This window comes from Micromonospora sp. C97, from assembly GCF_018070385.1.
GTDB lineage: Bacteria > Actinomycetota > Actinomycetes > Mycobacteriales > Micromonosporaceae > Micromonospora > Micromonospora parva.
The window spans coordinates 121,709-138,519 of the sequence record NZ_JAGPXU010000005.1 but is presented as its reverse complement, the minus strand read 5'-3'; the positions used below and the strand labels follow the sequence as shown (position 1 = coordinate 138,519).

Sequence of the window (16,811 nt, the reverse complement as noted above, 5' to 3'; positions counted from 1 at the left end):
GGACGCCCCTTGGCCTGACGTCCACATGAGCAGCCGGTGCCATGTTTCGTCCCATCGACTCGCCATCCTGACATTCTCATTGGTGCTTGCTGACGTGCAACGGCGGGGTCCGGACAACGGCGGGACTCCAGCGCCCGTCCGGACGGCCGGTCCGGCAAATCATGGGGTACTTCCTCGGCGTTGACGAGCTGACGGCCGTGGAGCGGTAGGGGACCGCCCCTGTAGCAGCGCGGGCGGTGCGAGCTACAGGAGGAACAAGTGGTGCGGGGCTCTCGTGGCCAGGTTGGGAACGACGGACTTGAGTAACCTGGTCGCAAGATCAAGGCATTCTTCCGCTGTCTGCGCACTCGGCTCGACGCCGCGGTGAATAAGCCCGTTTCGTTCCTCTCTTACGACATCCAGCCTTCTTTTCAGGTCAGTCGCAAGGAGCTGGTGCCGCTCCAGCAGCTTGCAAAGGTCACTGACCTTGATTCGGGGTTCCATCTTGAGCTGGCCCTGGACCGCCAGCTTGTGGAGTCGAGATTCACAGATTTGCCACAACACACCGAGGGCTGTGCTGAAGTCATGCGTTCCGAGCGCGTCCTGCCCCTGGTTCAGGCGGTCGAAGTCCATTAGAGCGTCGTTTGCCACGACCGCGTCAAGCCAGTCGAGGGAAGTCTCTACGGCCGCTAGTCCTAGCGGCGAGTTGTCGCGAATGGCCTCCGCTGGCCCGATGACAGGCCTCTGCGCCTGGCCCCGCCCAAACCACATCCCACCCACACCGTCGTCGCTGCGCTCGTACCGATACAGGTCGCTGGCCCGGACGCGGAGGACCGAGGGCGACTCGTTGGCATGAAACATGGCCGCGCCATGCAGCAACGACATGTGGGTGTTGACCAGTCGCAGACGCTGCACCAGGGCCGGCAGCTCAGCCTCCGCGGCCCGCCCGGCGGTGCGATACCAGCCAGGGTCGTAGCTCGGCATGCCGGCTGGCCAGCCGCGCACGTTGTATACGGTGAACCCGCGTCGCTCCATCGTCACCGTGACGCCACAGCCCAGCTGCCGATCAACGACAATGTGCTGCCACGAGTCCGGCATGGTCGCCCCAATTTGCCTGGCGAGGCGATGATCGTCTGGGCGGTCGCCGAACCATCCCATCGGCAGCATCTGCTCGTAGATCGCAAACTCGTCTGTCACAAGCCGATGGTCATGCAGTTCAGCAGAAGACTCAACGGTTTTCATCGGACCTTGCCGACCGATCAAACGCGGGGACGGCCGAGTAACCCCAAGATCAAAGAACCTGACAATCGGCAGAGAGGGACGTAACGCGCTCGGCGAGCGGTCAACACCGACCGGCGGCCATGAGAGTGAGTGGTCGAGTGTTTCGTTGGTGGCCCCGTGGTTGCGGCGTGCTTTCATACCGGGATGCGATCCGTGCCTCTAGACGTCCTCTCCCGGCTGGATCTTGACAGGGCCGCGCGGCGGGAGGCCGACGCCGGGGAGCCGCTGATCCCGTCGTCGCCCGGCGCCGCCCAGTTGAAGGGCAACGCGGCTTCCTTCGCCTCCTGGCTCGGCGGCCAGCTTCGGGCCGGCCTGCCGACCGGCCGCGGCCTGGTAATCGCCGTCGCCAAGCCCGTTACGGGCAGCCGGCCGGTCGCGATCTGGGGATTTGCTGAGCGGGTCACCTACCGGGCACTCACCGATTTGCTCATGACCGAGGCGAAACACGAGGTGGACCGCTCGCCCGAGCGGTACCGCGAGTTCATCTCCGGGCCGATGACCTACGCAGAGGAGCGCGGGACGCGGCCGGACGACGACGACGAGAAGGACTACCCCTTTGCCATCCCCTGGCCCGGCGGTGCGGTTATCCAGTACGTCGTAAAGGCCGACCTTGCCTCGTTCTACGACTACATCGACCACGACATCCTCGGCCGTGACCTTCTGATCCGCACCGGAGACTACGCCGCCGTCGAGTGTCTGCTGGACCTTCTTAGCGAGGCCCAGGGCCGACGCTACGGACTCCCCCAGTTGCTCGAGCCCTCGGACCGTCTCTCCGACCTATACGCGGGCCGGGTGCTGCGCGCGCTGCGCCGGAGACAATGGGCGGCCTGGCGCTTCAACGACGATTTCCGGATCGCGGTCGAGACGTTCGAGGATGCCAAGCGCGCGCTGGACGATCTAGCGGCGGCCGCTCGCGACAACGGCCTGGTGCTGAACGAGTCCAAGACCCGCACACCGTCAATCACCAGCTACTGGCAAGAGACAGTGATTAGTCAGGTCGACGCCCACCTGCCGCGGGACGGCGGCCAGCATGACCCGGCTGACTTCGTGGCCGACTACACCGAAGGGGCCCGGGACAGCGACCCCGAGTGGGCCCTCAGCTTTTTCGAATCGACCGTCACACCCCGCGACCTGGAAGCCGGCGCGCAGGCCGAAGGACAGATAAACCTACGCGATGTCGACCGCTTCGAAATCCGGTACATCCGACGTTCGCTGATCAGGTTGGCTGATTCCGAGGAACCGCGCGCGCTTTCGGTGCTGTCGAAGACGGAGAACATCGTTGCATTCGTTGCGTCCGCGACGCCGTACGTGCTGCGGTACCTGCGGGCCATGGCCGCGCTCGACCGGCCGGCGGTGACCCGCACCGTCGAGGCCATCACTGCGGACGTCAGCCTCAGCAGCTGGCAACGTCTCTGTCTACTTCGCGCAATCGGTGAACTGGACCTGCTCGACTCGGAACCACTCTCCAGCTGGGTCGAGGGCCACCGCGCGCAGCGTTTCGAGCCGGCCGTGCGCGCCGAAGCTGCCCTGGCCCTCGCAGCCGTGAACCGGATCGAGGCGCAGGAGATCACCCGCGGCCTCGACGAGGAACCGTCGGCACTAGCCTCCTGGTATCTGGTGGCCCTGCAGCGACTGCACGAGCGCGGAGCCGTCCCCCGGGAGACTTACGACGCGGTCCGCGAAGAGGGCGGCCTCCACGCGACGATCCTGGCCCGGCTATGAGCCTGGAACCCGTGATGCTCGACATCACCGAAGACGCCCTGGAAGAGCTTGCCACGACCTACGCCAGGCACAGCGCCACGACGCCCCGCCGCCCGCCGGACCGATCCGGGCGCCGTTACCGCGACGGTATCGTCGGTGACACCGCCGCGGCTGACCGGGCCGCCTGCTGGCTGCGCCTGGTCAGCATCGTTGAGATCCACGCCGAGACTCTCCTGCGGCGTCTCTTCGGCGAACAACCGGGCCGGCCACCGGGCGGCTGGAGTCAAGTCAAGGAGTCGTTGAGACGGCACCACAACATCGACGTCGTTGCCCTCGAGGGGTGGGCGAGGTTGGATGCCTGCTTCACCGTGCGCAACGCGGTGGCCCACGGGCTGGGACGCTTCACGGCCAGACAGATCGAGAATGGGGCCCCCCGCAAAATGCGACTCATTGGCGTGCCCGTGCGGGACGGCGGGGTGGTGATCACTCCCGAGGCCCTCGCTAGCTGTGCCGAGACCTGCCGCGTCTTCGTCACTGCGCTGGACGCGTGCCCCAGGCCGTGAACAAGTCGCTGAGCGGCCCGGGCTACCGCGCGATGCCGGTGCAGCGAAGTCTTTGGGGTGCGTGGAGGCGCTGCAGTCCTTCCCTGGACGCAACCGTGTGCCGCAGGTCAGGGCGGTAAGGGGCTGCTGGTTGGTCTGGCCGTGCAATTGGGAGCAGATTGGGTGCAGGTTGGCGAAGAGGTCTCCGCGCCCGAAGTGCTCACCGACGCCCGAGAGAGACGAGGGCTGTGACCGGTGGTGATGCGGTAGAGCGGTGTGGCGTGACCTCCCAGTAGAGGTCGAAGTAGTCAGGCGTCCTGCTTCCGGAACCGCTGGCGTCGGCTGGCGTCTCGGGCCGCCTAACGCCACGCCCGTAGGCGTGCTGTAGGTCGATGTGAAGCGTTCTGGGTGGTCTTGCTGGGGTCGGCTGCGGTTCCGTTACTGGAGACTCCGATCCCACGGGCTACGCCCTGACCAGGCGCTTCGGGATGGTGACCTCTTCGGCGGCACCGAAGAGGTCACCATCGCAGCTAGGTTTGCGTGAGCTTCAGAGTTGCGCTGAGCGTCATCGGCGGTGGGGCAATGGATCGTGTCGCCCCTCGGACACGACCCATAGGCCCACGGTGCGCGCTGAGATCGGTTTCAGCGTGCACCGTTTGCGCTTCGGGGTGGTATGTCAGCCGCAGGTCGAGTTGCCGGTAGACGACCTCGGTTTGTCGGCGGGGTCCGCGTCGCGGAGCACGGTGACGATGTTCCCGAGGGCGTGAACCAGCGCGGTGATCTCTGCCTTAGTCATCCGGCGTGGTGCGGCGGAGGTGCCCGTGTGCAGCTCGGTTTCGGCTCGGGTCCGTTCAGCTTGTGTTTGGGCTATCCAGTTGCTGACGATCGAGGGGTCGGCTCTGGCGTCCAGAGCCGCTCGGTAGCGCTGAAGTTTCGTGTCGCAGTCGGTGATGGTCGCGCGGGCGGCGGCGATGGCGGGGGATGGGTGGTCGCCCAGCTGGCGTCTGCCATCGCGGTGATCGTGTTCTTGATGTGGTCGGGGTGGAACGCGGTAGCGAGCCAGGTGTCGAGTGGATCGGTGAGGGTCTCCTCGCGGAGGTAGACGTTGCGGGGATGGGAGACGTCGTCGGCGAGGGCGTGTTCCTGGGGGGAAGCGGCAGCGGTAGTAGGCGGCGTCGTGGTTGTACTGGCCCTGCACCCGCCGGTTGCAGGCGGCGCAGTAGATCAAGCCTCGGAACACGTATGGGTTGCGGGCGCGGCGTTGCCGTTACGGGAGGTCCAGACCCAACCGGTGTCGTGCGAGCAGCGTCTGCGCCTGCTCGAAGGTGGCCTCATCGATGGTCGGTGAATGAATGATCTCTCTTTGGAGACCACCCACTTGTCCCGCGGGTTCCAGCGCATCACTCCGGTGTGACTGCTTGGGCAGCTGCTTCGCAGTCACGTCCGTCCGCTGCTCGTTCTGTCGTACCTTTGTCACTCTCCGTACCTCTATCGGGATTGACCCCCCTACCTGTGTCCCATACCGTTGGCCACATCAATTCACGGGGGTGAATGATGTATCCAATGGATGTATCTTGGGCCACTGTCCGCCCGAGACGACTGCCTACTGGACGATCCAGGCCGCTGACGCGCACTGCGCCGGCCGAACGTCCGTCTCCGCGTACGGCGATTCGGGTTGTGCCCGAGCTGATCCTGTACGTGTGAATGCCCTGCATGCCGCCGATTCGCGTCGGCCGCTGACGCTCGCGCGCTGAGCGGTCGCGCACCGACCCGGGTGCCGGCCCCAGTTCCGTCGGTCACGCTGGCGGCTCACTTGCCAGGCCGCTCCCTGCGGCCATCCCGCACCTCACCATTTCCCGGTCCTCCCTAGCGACGGCCAGGCCTGGCCTGGTCGGTTGGAGCTGCCATGTCTGTCGATGTTGGTCACGCCGCCACCGACCCAGCAAAGGTGGGCGGGCTGCCCAGCCGCAGCCGACCCAACCGGTGGCGCGGATTGGGGCGGCTGCGCTGGCTCGCGGCCGCCACCGCGCTGCTGATGCCGGTGGCGGGGTTGCCGGTGCTGGCCGAACGGCCGGCCGCCGCGGCACCCGCCGCTGCCCCCTGCGTGGCGGAGGCGGCCTCTCCGGCGCAGGCACTGGGCGTGGCGAAGGACTGTGCCCGACCAGTGGTGGTCAGCTCGTCCCGCTCCGAGTACACGCAGGTCACGGCGCAACCGGACGGTCGGCTCAGATTCGAGTCTGGGGTGGTTCCGCAGTGGACCCGCCGCCCGGACGGCACCTGGGTGGACGTCGACCTCGACCTGGGCCGGGGTTCGGACGGACGGGTACGGCCGGCGGCGTCGGCGGCGGAGGTGGCGTTCTCCGGCGGCGGGACGGCTCCGCTGGCAACCCTGACCAGGGACGGGGAGACCCTCACGGTGGGCTGGCCGGCCGCGCTGCCGGCGCCGGTGCTCGCCGGCGACACCGCGACGTACCCCGAGGTGCTGCCCGGCGTCGACCTCGCGGTCCAGGCGACCCGGACCGGCTTCACCCACGTGCTGGTGGTGAAGACGGCCACGGCGGCTGCCAACCCGGCGCTGCGCCAGATCCGATTCGACCTGGGCGGCGACGCGCGGGCGGTCCGGTTGCCGGACGGGTCGTTGCGGGCCGACGTCGGTGCCACGGCTTTCGCCACGGCCACGCCGGCGACGATGTGGAACTCCGCGGGTCAGACGACGATCGCCGGCCGGGCCGGTGTGGCGTCGGCGCCCGCTGAGCGCTCCTCGGTCGACGGACCGGCGGCGACCGCGCGGACCGTACGGGTGGAAACCGCTGTCGACGCCACCGGTGACCTGCTTCTGACCCCGGACCCGGCCATGCTCGACGCAGACGCGGGCGACTTCCCGGTCTTCATCGACCCGGCCTGGTCGGTGAAGCAGAACCGCTGGGCGTACGCCACCAACAACGGCTGCTCCAACTCGGACGTCAGCGTGGCCCGGGTCGGCCTGAGTCCGGAGGGGCCCTGCCAGGGGCAGCTCTACCGGTCGTTTTTCCAGTTCCCCCTCACCGCCATGAAGGGAAAGCACATCGAGAGCGCCTACGTGCAGATGAAGCTGGACCACTCCTGGTCGTGTGACGACAGCTGGGCCTACATGTACCACGTGCCGGCGATCGACCACGCCATGCAGGCGACCTGGTCGAAGATGAAGCTCAACGCAATCATGGACGGTGCGCCGGGGCATGCGAACGAGGCGGGTGGCTGCGGTGTCATCCAACCCGACATGATCATGAACTTCCAGTCCGGCGTGGTGACCTCGAAGGTCCAGGCCGTCGCCAGCGCGGGCGGCACCGCGATCACTGTCGGCTTCGCCGCCCGGGACAGCGACGGTGACGGCGAGTCCGCCGAGGGTCGGTGGAAGAAGTTCTTCCCGAACGACGCCAAGTTGATCGTCGACTACGACTCCATCCCGGGCAAGCCGAACGGACTCCAGGTCGCCGGTGTCGCCTGCCTACCCGACGGCGTACTGCCGATAGGCACCCTGGCCCCGAAGTTTTCCGCCGTCTACCCGGACGCCGACACCACCCAGAGCCTGACCGGCACCTACGAGTGGATCGAGGTGCCTGCCGCCGGCATCGGCACCGTCACCGACGCATACCCGACCCGGCTGACCCGGCCACCGACCGCGTCCGCACCCGCGAACGGCCGGGCCACCACCGCCGCCGTGGCTGTCGTCACCGGCAAGACGTACGCGTACCGGGTGACGGCCGTCGACCCGGCGCCGTACTCGCGGTGGAGCGGCTGGTCGCCGTGGTGCCAGTTCACCGCCGACACCACAGTTCCCCCGGTCACGGCCACGCTCCAGGGATCGCCGGGCGGGCCGGGGGAACCGGTCACCTTCCGGATCGAGTCGACCGCCACCGACGCCATGTCGTTCAAGTACGGCTGGACCGGCCCGACCACGGCGGTGACCGCCACCGGCACCCCGAAGAGCGCCACCGTGACCCTGCGGCCCCCGAAGTACGGCCAGAACACGCTGTACGTCTCGGCCGTCGATGCCACCCGCAACGAGGGGTACGGCAGCGTCGAGTTCGTCGTCGACCGTCCCGCCCCGGCGATCGCCCGCTGGGGGCTGGAGACCTACCCGGGCGTCACGCAGGGTCAGGCGCTCGCCGACCAGCAGGGCGCGGTCGCCGGTGACACCCCGCTGGCCCCGACGAACGTCAGCTGGGCCGCCGACGCCCGGCTGTTCGGCGGCGGCAGCGCCGCGTTCAACGGCACCACCTCGCAGGCCGCCACCGCAGCTCCCGTGCTCGACACCACCAACTCATTCAGCGTGGCCGCCTGGGTCAGGCCGGGAGTCCTGCCGACCACCGACATGAAGGTGCTCACCCAGGACGCCACCGACGCCGCCCGGTTCGAGTTCGGCGTACGCCGGCAGGGCACCCCGCAGGTCCCGTACTGGTCGTTCGTCATGAAGGACACCTCGGCGCAGACCAGTGCGAGCCGGGTGGCGATCGCCCCGGCCCCGATCACCGCGGCCGAGGCGGCACGCTGGACCCACCTGGCCGGTGTCTACGACAGGACCGCCGGCAAGCTGCGGCTCTACGTCAACGGCGTCCGGGTGGCCGAGACCGACTACGTCGCGGCGCCCTGGCCCACCAGCGGTAAGTTCGTGGTCGGTCGAGGCTTTTCCGCGGGTCTCCCGGCCAACTGGTGGGCCGGCAACATCGCCGACGTGCAGGTTTTCAACCGGGTGCTGGTCGACCACGACTTCACCGGCCAACTCGCCACCGACGAATACTCCGGTGGCTTCGACGAACCCGGCATCCTCGCCCCGATCGAGGTCGGACGCTGGGACATGAACGCCGCCACGCCCTGTTACCAGGTCGGCATCCCGTCCACCTGCGAGGCGCCGGACGGGGCGACGTGGGGCCGGCGGCTGAGTCTCACCCAGGGTACGACGGTCGATGCCGGCTACCGCGACAGCGGCCTCATGCTCGACAAGCGCCACTTCGTGGAGGACCCGGCCGACCCGTATTTCGGTCTGTCCACGCTGGAGTACGGCTGGTCGCAGCGCAACCTGGCCGCCGAGGGCAGCCCGCCGCAGTGGCAGGACACCCCCGTGCTGCGCACCGACGACTCGTTCACCGTTTCGGTCTGGGTACGCCCGGACCAGTTCGAGCCCCGCACCTTCACCGCGGCCGGGCAGCGGGGCACCAAGGAGTCGGCCTTCTACCTCTCCCTGCGGGAGTACCGCCTTGCCAGCGGCGCGAGCGAGCACCGCTGGCGGTTCACCGTGGGCGGTGCGGACGACGACATCACGCCGGCGCGCGTCCATGCCGAGGGGAATCGGCTGCTGACCGAGGACGACATCGGCACCTGGACCCACCTGGTCGGCGTCTACGACGCCCAGGCCGCTGAGATCCGGCTGTACGTCAACGGCGTCCTGGAGAAGTCCGTGCCCTGCGCGGGCGTGTTCCGCGCGACGGGGCCGCTGACGGTGGGGGCGGCGTTGTTCACGGGCCCCGGCGAGCAGCCCCGCCTCGTCGACTACTTCCAGGGCGGCCTGGACGACCTGCTGGTCTACCAGGGCGCCCTGACCGACACCGCGGTCTCCGAACTGCACAAGTCCCAGGCGCAGGCAGAGCTCGAGTCCTGAGCGCCGGTCAACCGCCGGATCGCTGACCGGCTCCGTACCCACACACCCGACCTCGTCGACCCCTTATTCCGGAGGATCCAATGAACGGTCCGCGTCAACGAGGCTCGGGCGCCACGCCGCCGGGCCGCCCTCGTCGGGTGCTCGCCGCCATTGTCACCGCGGTGGTCGTGGGGTCGATGCTGGTGGCATCGCCGGCGCCGGCGGGCGCGCCGGCCGCCCCGGAGCGCCTGCGGTCACAGGCCGACCCGGTGGACAAGCACGGCGGGGAGGTGCGCGGGATCGCCTGGCCCGCACCGCCACAGGCGGGCAAGCCCGCCCCGGCGCCGGTGTGGCCGAAGGCGGGCCGGGCAGCGGCCTCGCTCGGGACCGGCCGCGCGGACACGTCGGGCACACCAGGCGTACGGGTCGGTCAGCTGCCGGTCTGGGTGAACCGGGCCGGTGGCTCCACGAGCGGGAACCCGACCGACGTCACTGTCGAGATCGTCGGTCGCGACACCGTCGCACCATCCTGGCGGGACGGCGTGGTCCTGCGGGTAAGCGGTGCGCGACGGACAGCCGGACCAGCGAAGGCCAACGTGTCCGTCGACTACAACGAATTCCGCCATGCGTACGGTGGCAGCTGGGCTGACCGTCTGCGGCTGTGGCAGCTACCGCCCTGCGCCCTGACCACACCGGAGGCTCCGGGCTGCCAGGCCAGCCCACTACCCTCCCGGAACGACACCGTGACCGGTCGCGTGTCGGCCGACGTGTCGACGGCCGGCGGCGGCGTGGTCGCGCTGGCCGCCGACGCCAAGGGGTCGGCGGGCGACTTCACGGCCACCTCGCTGTCACCGTCGGCTACCTGGACCGGCGGCGGCTCCACCGGAGGGTTCTCCTGGGCGTACCCGATGCGGACCCCGCCGGGGCTGAATGGGCCTAGCCCGACGGTCTCGTTGGCCTATTCGTCGGCGAGCGTCGACGGACGGTCGGCCGCCACGAACAACCAACCGTCGTTCGTCGGCGAGGGCTTCGACTACTGGCCCGGCTACATCGAGCGCAGCTATGTGTCGTGCAGCGACGACAAGACCTCCGGCGCCAACAACGAGAAGAAGACCGGAGATCTCTGCTGGCGCTCCGACAACGCCACCATGACCCTCAACGGCACCGGTACGGAACTGGTGTTCCAGAACGGCAAGGGCTGGCATTCGCGCAGCGAGCAGGGCGCGAAGATCGAGAAGCTGACGAACGCCACGAACGGCGACAACAACGGCGAGCACTGGCGGGTCACCACCACCGACGGAGTCCAGTACTACTTCGGGTTGAACAGCCTGCCCGGCCAGAGCAGCGGCACCAACTCGACCTGGACCGCACCCGTGTTCGGCAACCACGACGACGAGCCCTGCCACGCCAGCCAATTCCTCGACTCGGACTGCACCCAGGCGTGGCGATGGAACCTCGACTACGTCGTCGACCCGCGCGGCAACACGATGTCGTACTGGTACGACAAGGAAAACAACAAGTACGCGCAGAACCTGACTGCGGCGTCCGACGTCTCCTACGTCCGGGGCGGGATGATCCGCCGGATCGACTACGGCACCTGGGACCGCGGCGCCAGCGACCGGTCGACCACCCCGATTGCGCAGGTCCTGTTCACCCCGGACGACAGGTGTGTCACGTCGAACTGCGGCACCCACAACGCGACGAACTGGCCGGACGTGCCATGGGACCAGGAGTGCACAGGGTCGGAGTGCGGCGACAACTTCTCCCCGACCTTCTGGACCACGAAGCGACTCGCGAAGGTCACGACCCGGGTCTGGGACACGACGAAGGCGACCCCGGCCTGGCAGGACGTCGACTCCTGGACCCTCACCCACACGTTCCCGTCACCCGGTGACGGCACCAACGCGGGGTTGTGGCTCTCCTCCATCGCGCACACCGGTCACGTCGGCACGGCCGTCACCCTGCCGCCGATCACGTTCGAGCCGACCGCGATGCCGAACCGGGTCCTCACCGACTCGAACACGACGAACAACTGGCAGCGGATCGGCAACATCGTCGCCGAGACGGGTGCCAAGATCCAGGTCACCTACAGCCTGCCGGAATGCCACAAGGACAACGTTCCGAGCGACGCACACACCAACACCAAGCTTTGCTATCCGGTCATCGGACCCGACCCCAACGGTGCCGAGGGCGCGCTGCTGACTGAGTGGTGGCACAAGTACGTGGTACGCCAGGTGTCCGAGTCGGACGTGCAGCTCGCCGGTGGACACCAGGCGCCGCCGAAGTTCACCACCTACGCGTACGGCGGCAAGCCGGCCTGGCACTACTCGGACGACGACGGTCTGATCAAGCCGAAACACAAGACCTGGAACCAGTTCCGGGGCTATTCAGAGGTCACCACCCGAGTCGGCGACACCGACGGCCGGAAGACCCTGACCGTCACCAAGTATCTGCGCGGGATGCACGGTGACCGCTCCAGTCCCACCGGTGGCACCAGACAGGTCACCGTCGGTGCCTCGCTGGGCAACGAGACCGTTCACGACGAGGACTGGTTCGCCGGCTCGGTGCGTGAGGAGACCGTCTACAACGGCGACCTCGACAAGCCGGTCAGCAGAACCGTGAACGTACCCTGGCAGTCCCCGCCGACCGCCAGTCGCACGATCAACAATGACCTGGTCACAGCCCGCTTCACCAACACCAGGCTGACCTATTCCGCGACCGCGCTCGGCGTGGACGGTGCGGCCGGCTGGCGGGTCACCCGCTCCACGTCGGCGTTCGACGACACCTACGGCACGCTGAACTGGACCCAGGACGACGGCGACGTCGACGTGGTCGGTGACGAGCAGTGTGTCACCCAGACCTACAACCGCAACCTGGGCAGAAACCAGACCGGGTTGTTGAAGCGGGTCACCACGAACGCCCTGCCCTGTGGGACGGCACCGGTCAGCGCCGACGACGTCGTGGCCGATGCCCGTTACAGCTATGACGGTGCGGCCAGCGCGGACACCGCACCGACCTACGGCTCCATCTCCCGGACCGAACAACTGCGGGACTGGACGGCCACGGCCGGCACGGTATTCCAGACGGAGGGCCAGGCTACCCACGACGCCTTCGGCCGGGCGGTCACCACGACCGACGCACGGTCGGTGACCACCGCGACCGCGTACACACCGGCCGTGGGCGGGCCGGTGACCAGGGTCAGCAAGACCATCAAGAGCGGATTCAACTGGACGAGCCACGAGGAGGTGTCGCCGTACTGGGGGACGGCCTGGAAGACCACCGACGTGAACTCGCGAGTGGCCGAGGTGACCCTTGACGGCCTGGGACGGACGACCCAGGTCTGGAAGGTGGGCTGGTCGAAGGCGGACAACCCGCAGAAGCCGTCCGCCCGCTACGTGTACACCTATTCACCGACCCGGTCCGACTACTCGTCGGTCAAGACCGAGACCCTGAATTCGGCCGGCAACTACCAGACGACGTACCAGATCTACGACGCGATGCTGCGGCCCCGGCAGACCCAGTCCTCCGGGATCGGCGGCGGTCGTCTCGTCACCGACACCATCTACGACCGCTGGGGGCGGACCGCCGCCGCGTACGGGGCGCATGCCGAGCCGGGCACGGCCTCGGGGACGCTGTGGTGGGAGCCCGAATGGTCGGTACCGGCGGTCGCCCGCACCGAGTACGACGACGCCAACCGCCCGATCGCGGAGATCTCGCTCGCCGGGGACGGTGTGACGAACCTGGTGGAGAAGTGGCGGACCAGCACGTCGTACCGGGGTGACAGCATCGCCCGCACCCCGGCCCCCGGTGAGGTCCCCACCACCAAATTCCTCGACCTCAAGGGACGCGATGTCGAGGTACGCCAGCACACCACTGCGGCGGGTGTCTCCGGCGCGTACGACGCGGTCAGGTACACGTACAACCGGAAGAACCAGCTCACGAAGATCACCGACCCGGCCGGCAACGAGTGGACCTACAAGTACGACATCAGGGGTCGACAGATCGAGTCCCGCGACCCGGACAAGGGCACCAGCCTCTCCACCTACACCCTCTACGGCGACCTGGAGAAGAGCGTCGACGCCCGTGGGGAGGTGCTCGTCTACACCTACGACGCGATGGGCCGCCGGACCGGCCAGTACGACGATGAGGTCTCACCGGGCAAGCTGCGGGCCGAGTGGAAGTACGACCAGCTCTTCACCGGCGTCACCGTACGCGGACAACTGACCCAGTCGACCCGGTACGAGCCGGCCGGCTCGACGAATGCGTACACCTGGCGGACGATCAATTTCAACACCCGTTACCAGGTGACCGGAGACCAGTACGTCATCCCGGGCACGGTGACCGGACTGGGACAGGAGTGGACCTACTCGTACGGGTTCGCCCCCACCGACGGGACGCAAGTCTCGATCACCTACCCCGCAGCCGGGGGCCTCGCCCAGGAGACGGTGAGCACCGGCTACGACGGCACGACTGGACTGCCGCAGACGCTGACCACGAACCTGCCGACGGTCGGTTCGTACGTCGTCGGGCAGCAGTACACCGTGTACGGCGAGCCCACCGTCCTGACCCGGAAAACCGCCGGTGGGACGTACGTCGAGGACAACAACGTCTACGAGACGGACACCCGCCGGATCCGACAGACGACGATCAAGCCGGAGACCTCGCCCGGCACCATCTCCGACCGCACCTACTCCTACGACGCCGCCGGCAATATCCTGCAGTTGGTCGACAAGCCGGGGGCCGGCCAGGCCGAGAGCCAGTGTTTCCGGTACGACGGGCTGCGCCGCCTGACCTCGGCCTGGACACCCCGAGCCGGCGTGGAGTGCGCCACCGATCCCTCGGTGGGGAACCTGGGCGGACCCGCCCCCTACTGGACCGACTGGACGTTCGACCGGATCGGCAACCGGCTGACCCAGACCAGCCACGGCTCGACGGGCGACACCACGAACACGTACACGGTGCCCACCAGCGGCGCGAACTCCGTACGGCCGCACGCGGTGACGTCGGTCCGGACCGAGGCCCCCGGACAGGGGCCGGTGACCAACTCGTACGGCTACAACGCCACCGGCGAGACCATCACCCGGCCGGGTGTGGCCGCCGACCAAACGTTGGCCTGGGATGCCGAAGGTCGGCTGACCAGCGTCACCGAGAGCGGCGCCACCCTGGCCAGTCACGTCTACGACGCCGAGGGCGAGCGGATCCTCCGACGGGACGCCACCGGCACCACCCTCTACCTACCCGGAATGGAGATCCGGCGAGACCTCGGTGCCGCGCAAAACACCGCCACCCGTTACTACTCCTTCGCCGGCAAGTCGATCGCCAGCCGTTCGGGCGGCGGTGGGCTGCAGTGGCTGTTCAGCGACCACCAGGGCACCCAACAGATCAGCGTGAACGCGGCGACCCAGGCGGTCACGATCCGCCGCCAGACCCCGTACGGTGCACCACGCGGGGACCAGGCGGCCTGGCCCAACGGCAAGGGATTCGTCGGTGGCGACATCGACTCGACCGGGTTGACCCACATCGGGGCGCGGGAGTACGACCCGACGCTCGGCAGGTTCGTGTCGGTCGACCCGTTGATGGACCAGAGTCAACCGCAGCAGTGGCACGGCTACGCGTACGCCGGCAACTCGCCAATCACGTTCAGCGACCCGACCGGGTTGATCCAGGATGACGTCTGGGCTGGTCGGGCAAGTCCGGACGAGGTGAAGCGGAACGACGGAGGCTCGGGGTCCGGCGGCGGTGGTGGCGGTGGCTCGAAAGCCGGCCAACCGGATCGTGATGAGGAAGTCAAGAAGCGGCGGAAAGCCTACATCAATTTCACGATTAACTACATGGGTGACTGCGACACGTACGGCCTCTCCCGCGGCTGGCGCCATTTCAGGTGCCACATAACCGACTTCACTCCGGCTGAACTCCAGTCGTCGCTTGCCGCCTTCATGTGTGAGGTCGAGGGCGAGTGCGCTATGCGGGACGCCCGAGCCAAGGAATCGAAGCTCAAGTTCTACGAGTGGATGAGCTGGATTCCTGGCATCGGGATTCCGTATTCCATTGCGCTCGCCAAGGAGAAGCTTGACAACGGCGACTACGTTGGGCTGGTTCTCGATCTCGCCGGAGCAATTCCGGTTGGCAAGGCCGCAAAAGTTATCGGCGAAGGCGCCGATATTCTTTCTGATGCCTCGAAGGCAGCCGATGACGTGGTCGAGGCATGTAGAGTAGTCAACAGCTTCAGTCGGGACACGCCGGTACTTATGGCGGATGGTACGACGAAGGAGATCGGCGACGTCAGGGTCGGCGACCTGGTGCAGGCGACCGACCCCCACGCCGGTGTGACTGCAGCCAAACCGGTGACTCGCCTGCACCTGAATCGCGACTCGCAGCTCACGACTCTTGTCGTGCTGCTGCCCACTGGCGCGATGGTCGATGTGGAAACCACGTGGGAGCACCCGATCTGGTCCGTCTCCCGTGGTGCCTGGGTCGATGCTGCAGAGCTTGTGCCAGGAGAGAGGCTGCGCTCAAGCGCTGCCGGCGAGGTCCGAGTTGCGAGCCTGACCAACTACGCCGGCGCTCGGCACATGTACAACCTCACTGTCTCCGACATCCACACGTACTATGTGCTCGCCGGCAACACGCCGGTCCTCGTGCACAACACCTGCGGAAATGCGATGTCCTCCGCAATTGATGCGGACAGCTTCCTTGCAAAGGCTGCACAAAAGGCAGAGCGGAATCAGCGAGTTCAGCAAGAGATGAACGGTTTGTTCAAGCAGCTCAGCGAGGGGAACATGAATCCAGGGTTGGGTAGTAAGTCCCTTGCTGGCACGGACGTTTCCTATGCTAGAGGCAGAAACGGTGCACGGCTCTTCTTTAGGAACGTTGATGGCGGGGTGCAGATTGTGGGTAAGGCCGATAAGTCAAATGAGGCGGCCGTGATCAGGAGGCTTAGTGAGCTCTATGGCCAATAGTCCGCTCACCAAAGTCCAGCTCAACGGCGCCGAGGCAGTGTTCATGCTTGGCGCAGATGACGACGCTGACACTGTCGAGAACGTGGATGTAGAAGTAACTCTTGACGACAAAAGTCGGTGGAGCGCTACTTTCCTGACGTTGACTGAAATTCAACGGCTGATGGAGCGATGGGAAGCGACAGGGGAGTGCTTTGCGGGTGCGTATTTTCAATGCGCGGACCTTGTGATAGTTGACCAGGGAGGGATCGTCGCCGCGACGAACCTGTTGCGTCGGCTGGTTGACACCGGACGAATTCGGGAGGTTCTTGTCCGGGTAGACATTGAGGAGTGACGGCGCCTACGGAGCGTTCTGCAGACGCTTCGTGGTGCGCCTGAGGCTGCGGGTGTGCTTCCGCGTTGCCGTCCGCGTTGCAGTCAACCTGCTCGCATAAGTATCAATTCATCGATGGAGTTTGGCATCCGGTTGATGGGTAGAAGGCGGTTGCCCGCCCACCGCGCCGCTGGAGCACGGTGCGGTGGCGCGCCGCGTAGCGGTGTGGCGTCGATCCCCGGAACCACTCCCTCAGGATGGTTGGTGAAGGGATCGTCACGGCTCGGCCGGTCGATGGTCCTGGCTCGCGGTTTGGGAGGCTCGGTGTTGGCGGGCGTGCGCGCGGGGCCGGAACGGCTGTAACGTACCCGGCCGGCCTTGCCAGCGACCGTGGTATCCGCATCCGCAGGGATCCAGCTAAC

At 67.3% G+C, this 16,811-nt stretch carries 6 protein-coding genes; 5 read left to right on the top strand and 1 reads right to left on the bottom strand.

Features of this window, described 5'->3' with window-relative positions:
• Positions 1 to 243: 243 nt before the first annotated feature.
• Complete coding sequence (locus tag KBX26_RS10245) at positions 244 to 1,221, bottom strand: hypothetical protein (RefSeq protein ID WP_210865289.1); 978 nt, start codon at positions 1,219 to 1,221, stop codon at positions 244 to 246.
• A 192-nt stretch (positions 1,222 to 1,413) separates the two neighbouring features.
• Here KBX26_RS10245 and KBX26_RS10240 point away from each other — a divergent pair, with 192 nt between their 5' ends.
• From KBX26_RS10240 to KBX26_RS10220, 5 genes are all read left to right on the top strand, one after another.
• Entirely contained in the window at positions 1,414 to 2,982 is a 1,569-nt protein-coding gene (locus tag KBX26_RS10240; RefSeq protein WP_210865288.1) for a reverse transcriptase domain-containing protein, read from the top strand.
• 11 nt (positions 2,983 to 2,993) lie between these two features.
• Positions 2,994 to 3,524 (top strand): hypothetical protein, encoded by a 531-nt coding sequence (locus KBX26_RS10235; RefSeq protein ID WP_210865287.1) that lies wholly within the window; start codon positions 2,994 to 2,996, stop codon positions 3,522 to 3,524.
• A 1,885-nt stretch (positions 3,525 to 5,409) separates the two neighbouring features.
• Entirely contained in the window at positions 5,410 to 9,141 is a 3,732-nt protein-coding gene (locus tag KBX26_RS10230) for a LamG domain-containing protein (protein WP_210865286.1), read from the top strand.
• A gap of 137 nt (positions 9,142 to 9,278) precedes the next feature.
• Complete coding sequence (locus KBX26_RS32945) at positions 9,279 to 16,079, top strand: RHS repeat-associated core domain-containing protein (RefSeq protein ID WP_210865285.1); 6,801 nt, start codon at positions 9,279 to 9,281, stop codon at positions 16,077 to 16,079.
• Positions 16,060 to 16,410: a hypothetical protein gene (locus tag KBX26_RS10220; RefSeq protein WP_210865284.1), complete on the top strand. Its 351-nt coding sequence runs from the start codon at positions 16,060 to 16,062 to the stop codon at positions 16,408 to 16,410. The genes KBX26_RS32945 and KBX26_RS10220 overlap by 20 nt, the downstream gene beginning before the upstream one ends.
• Positions 16,411 to 16,811 lie beyond the last annotated feature (401 nt).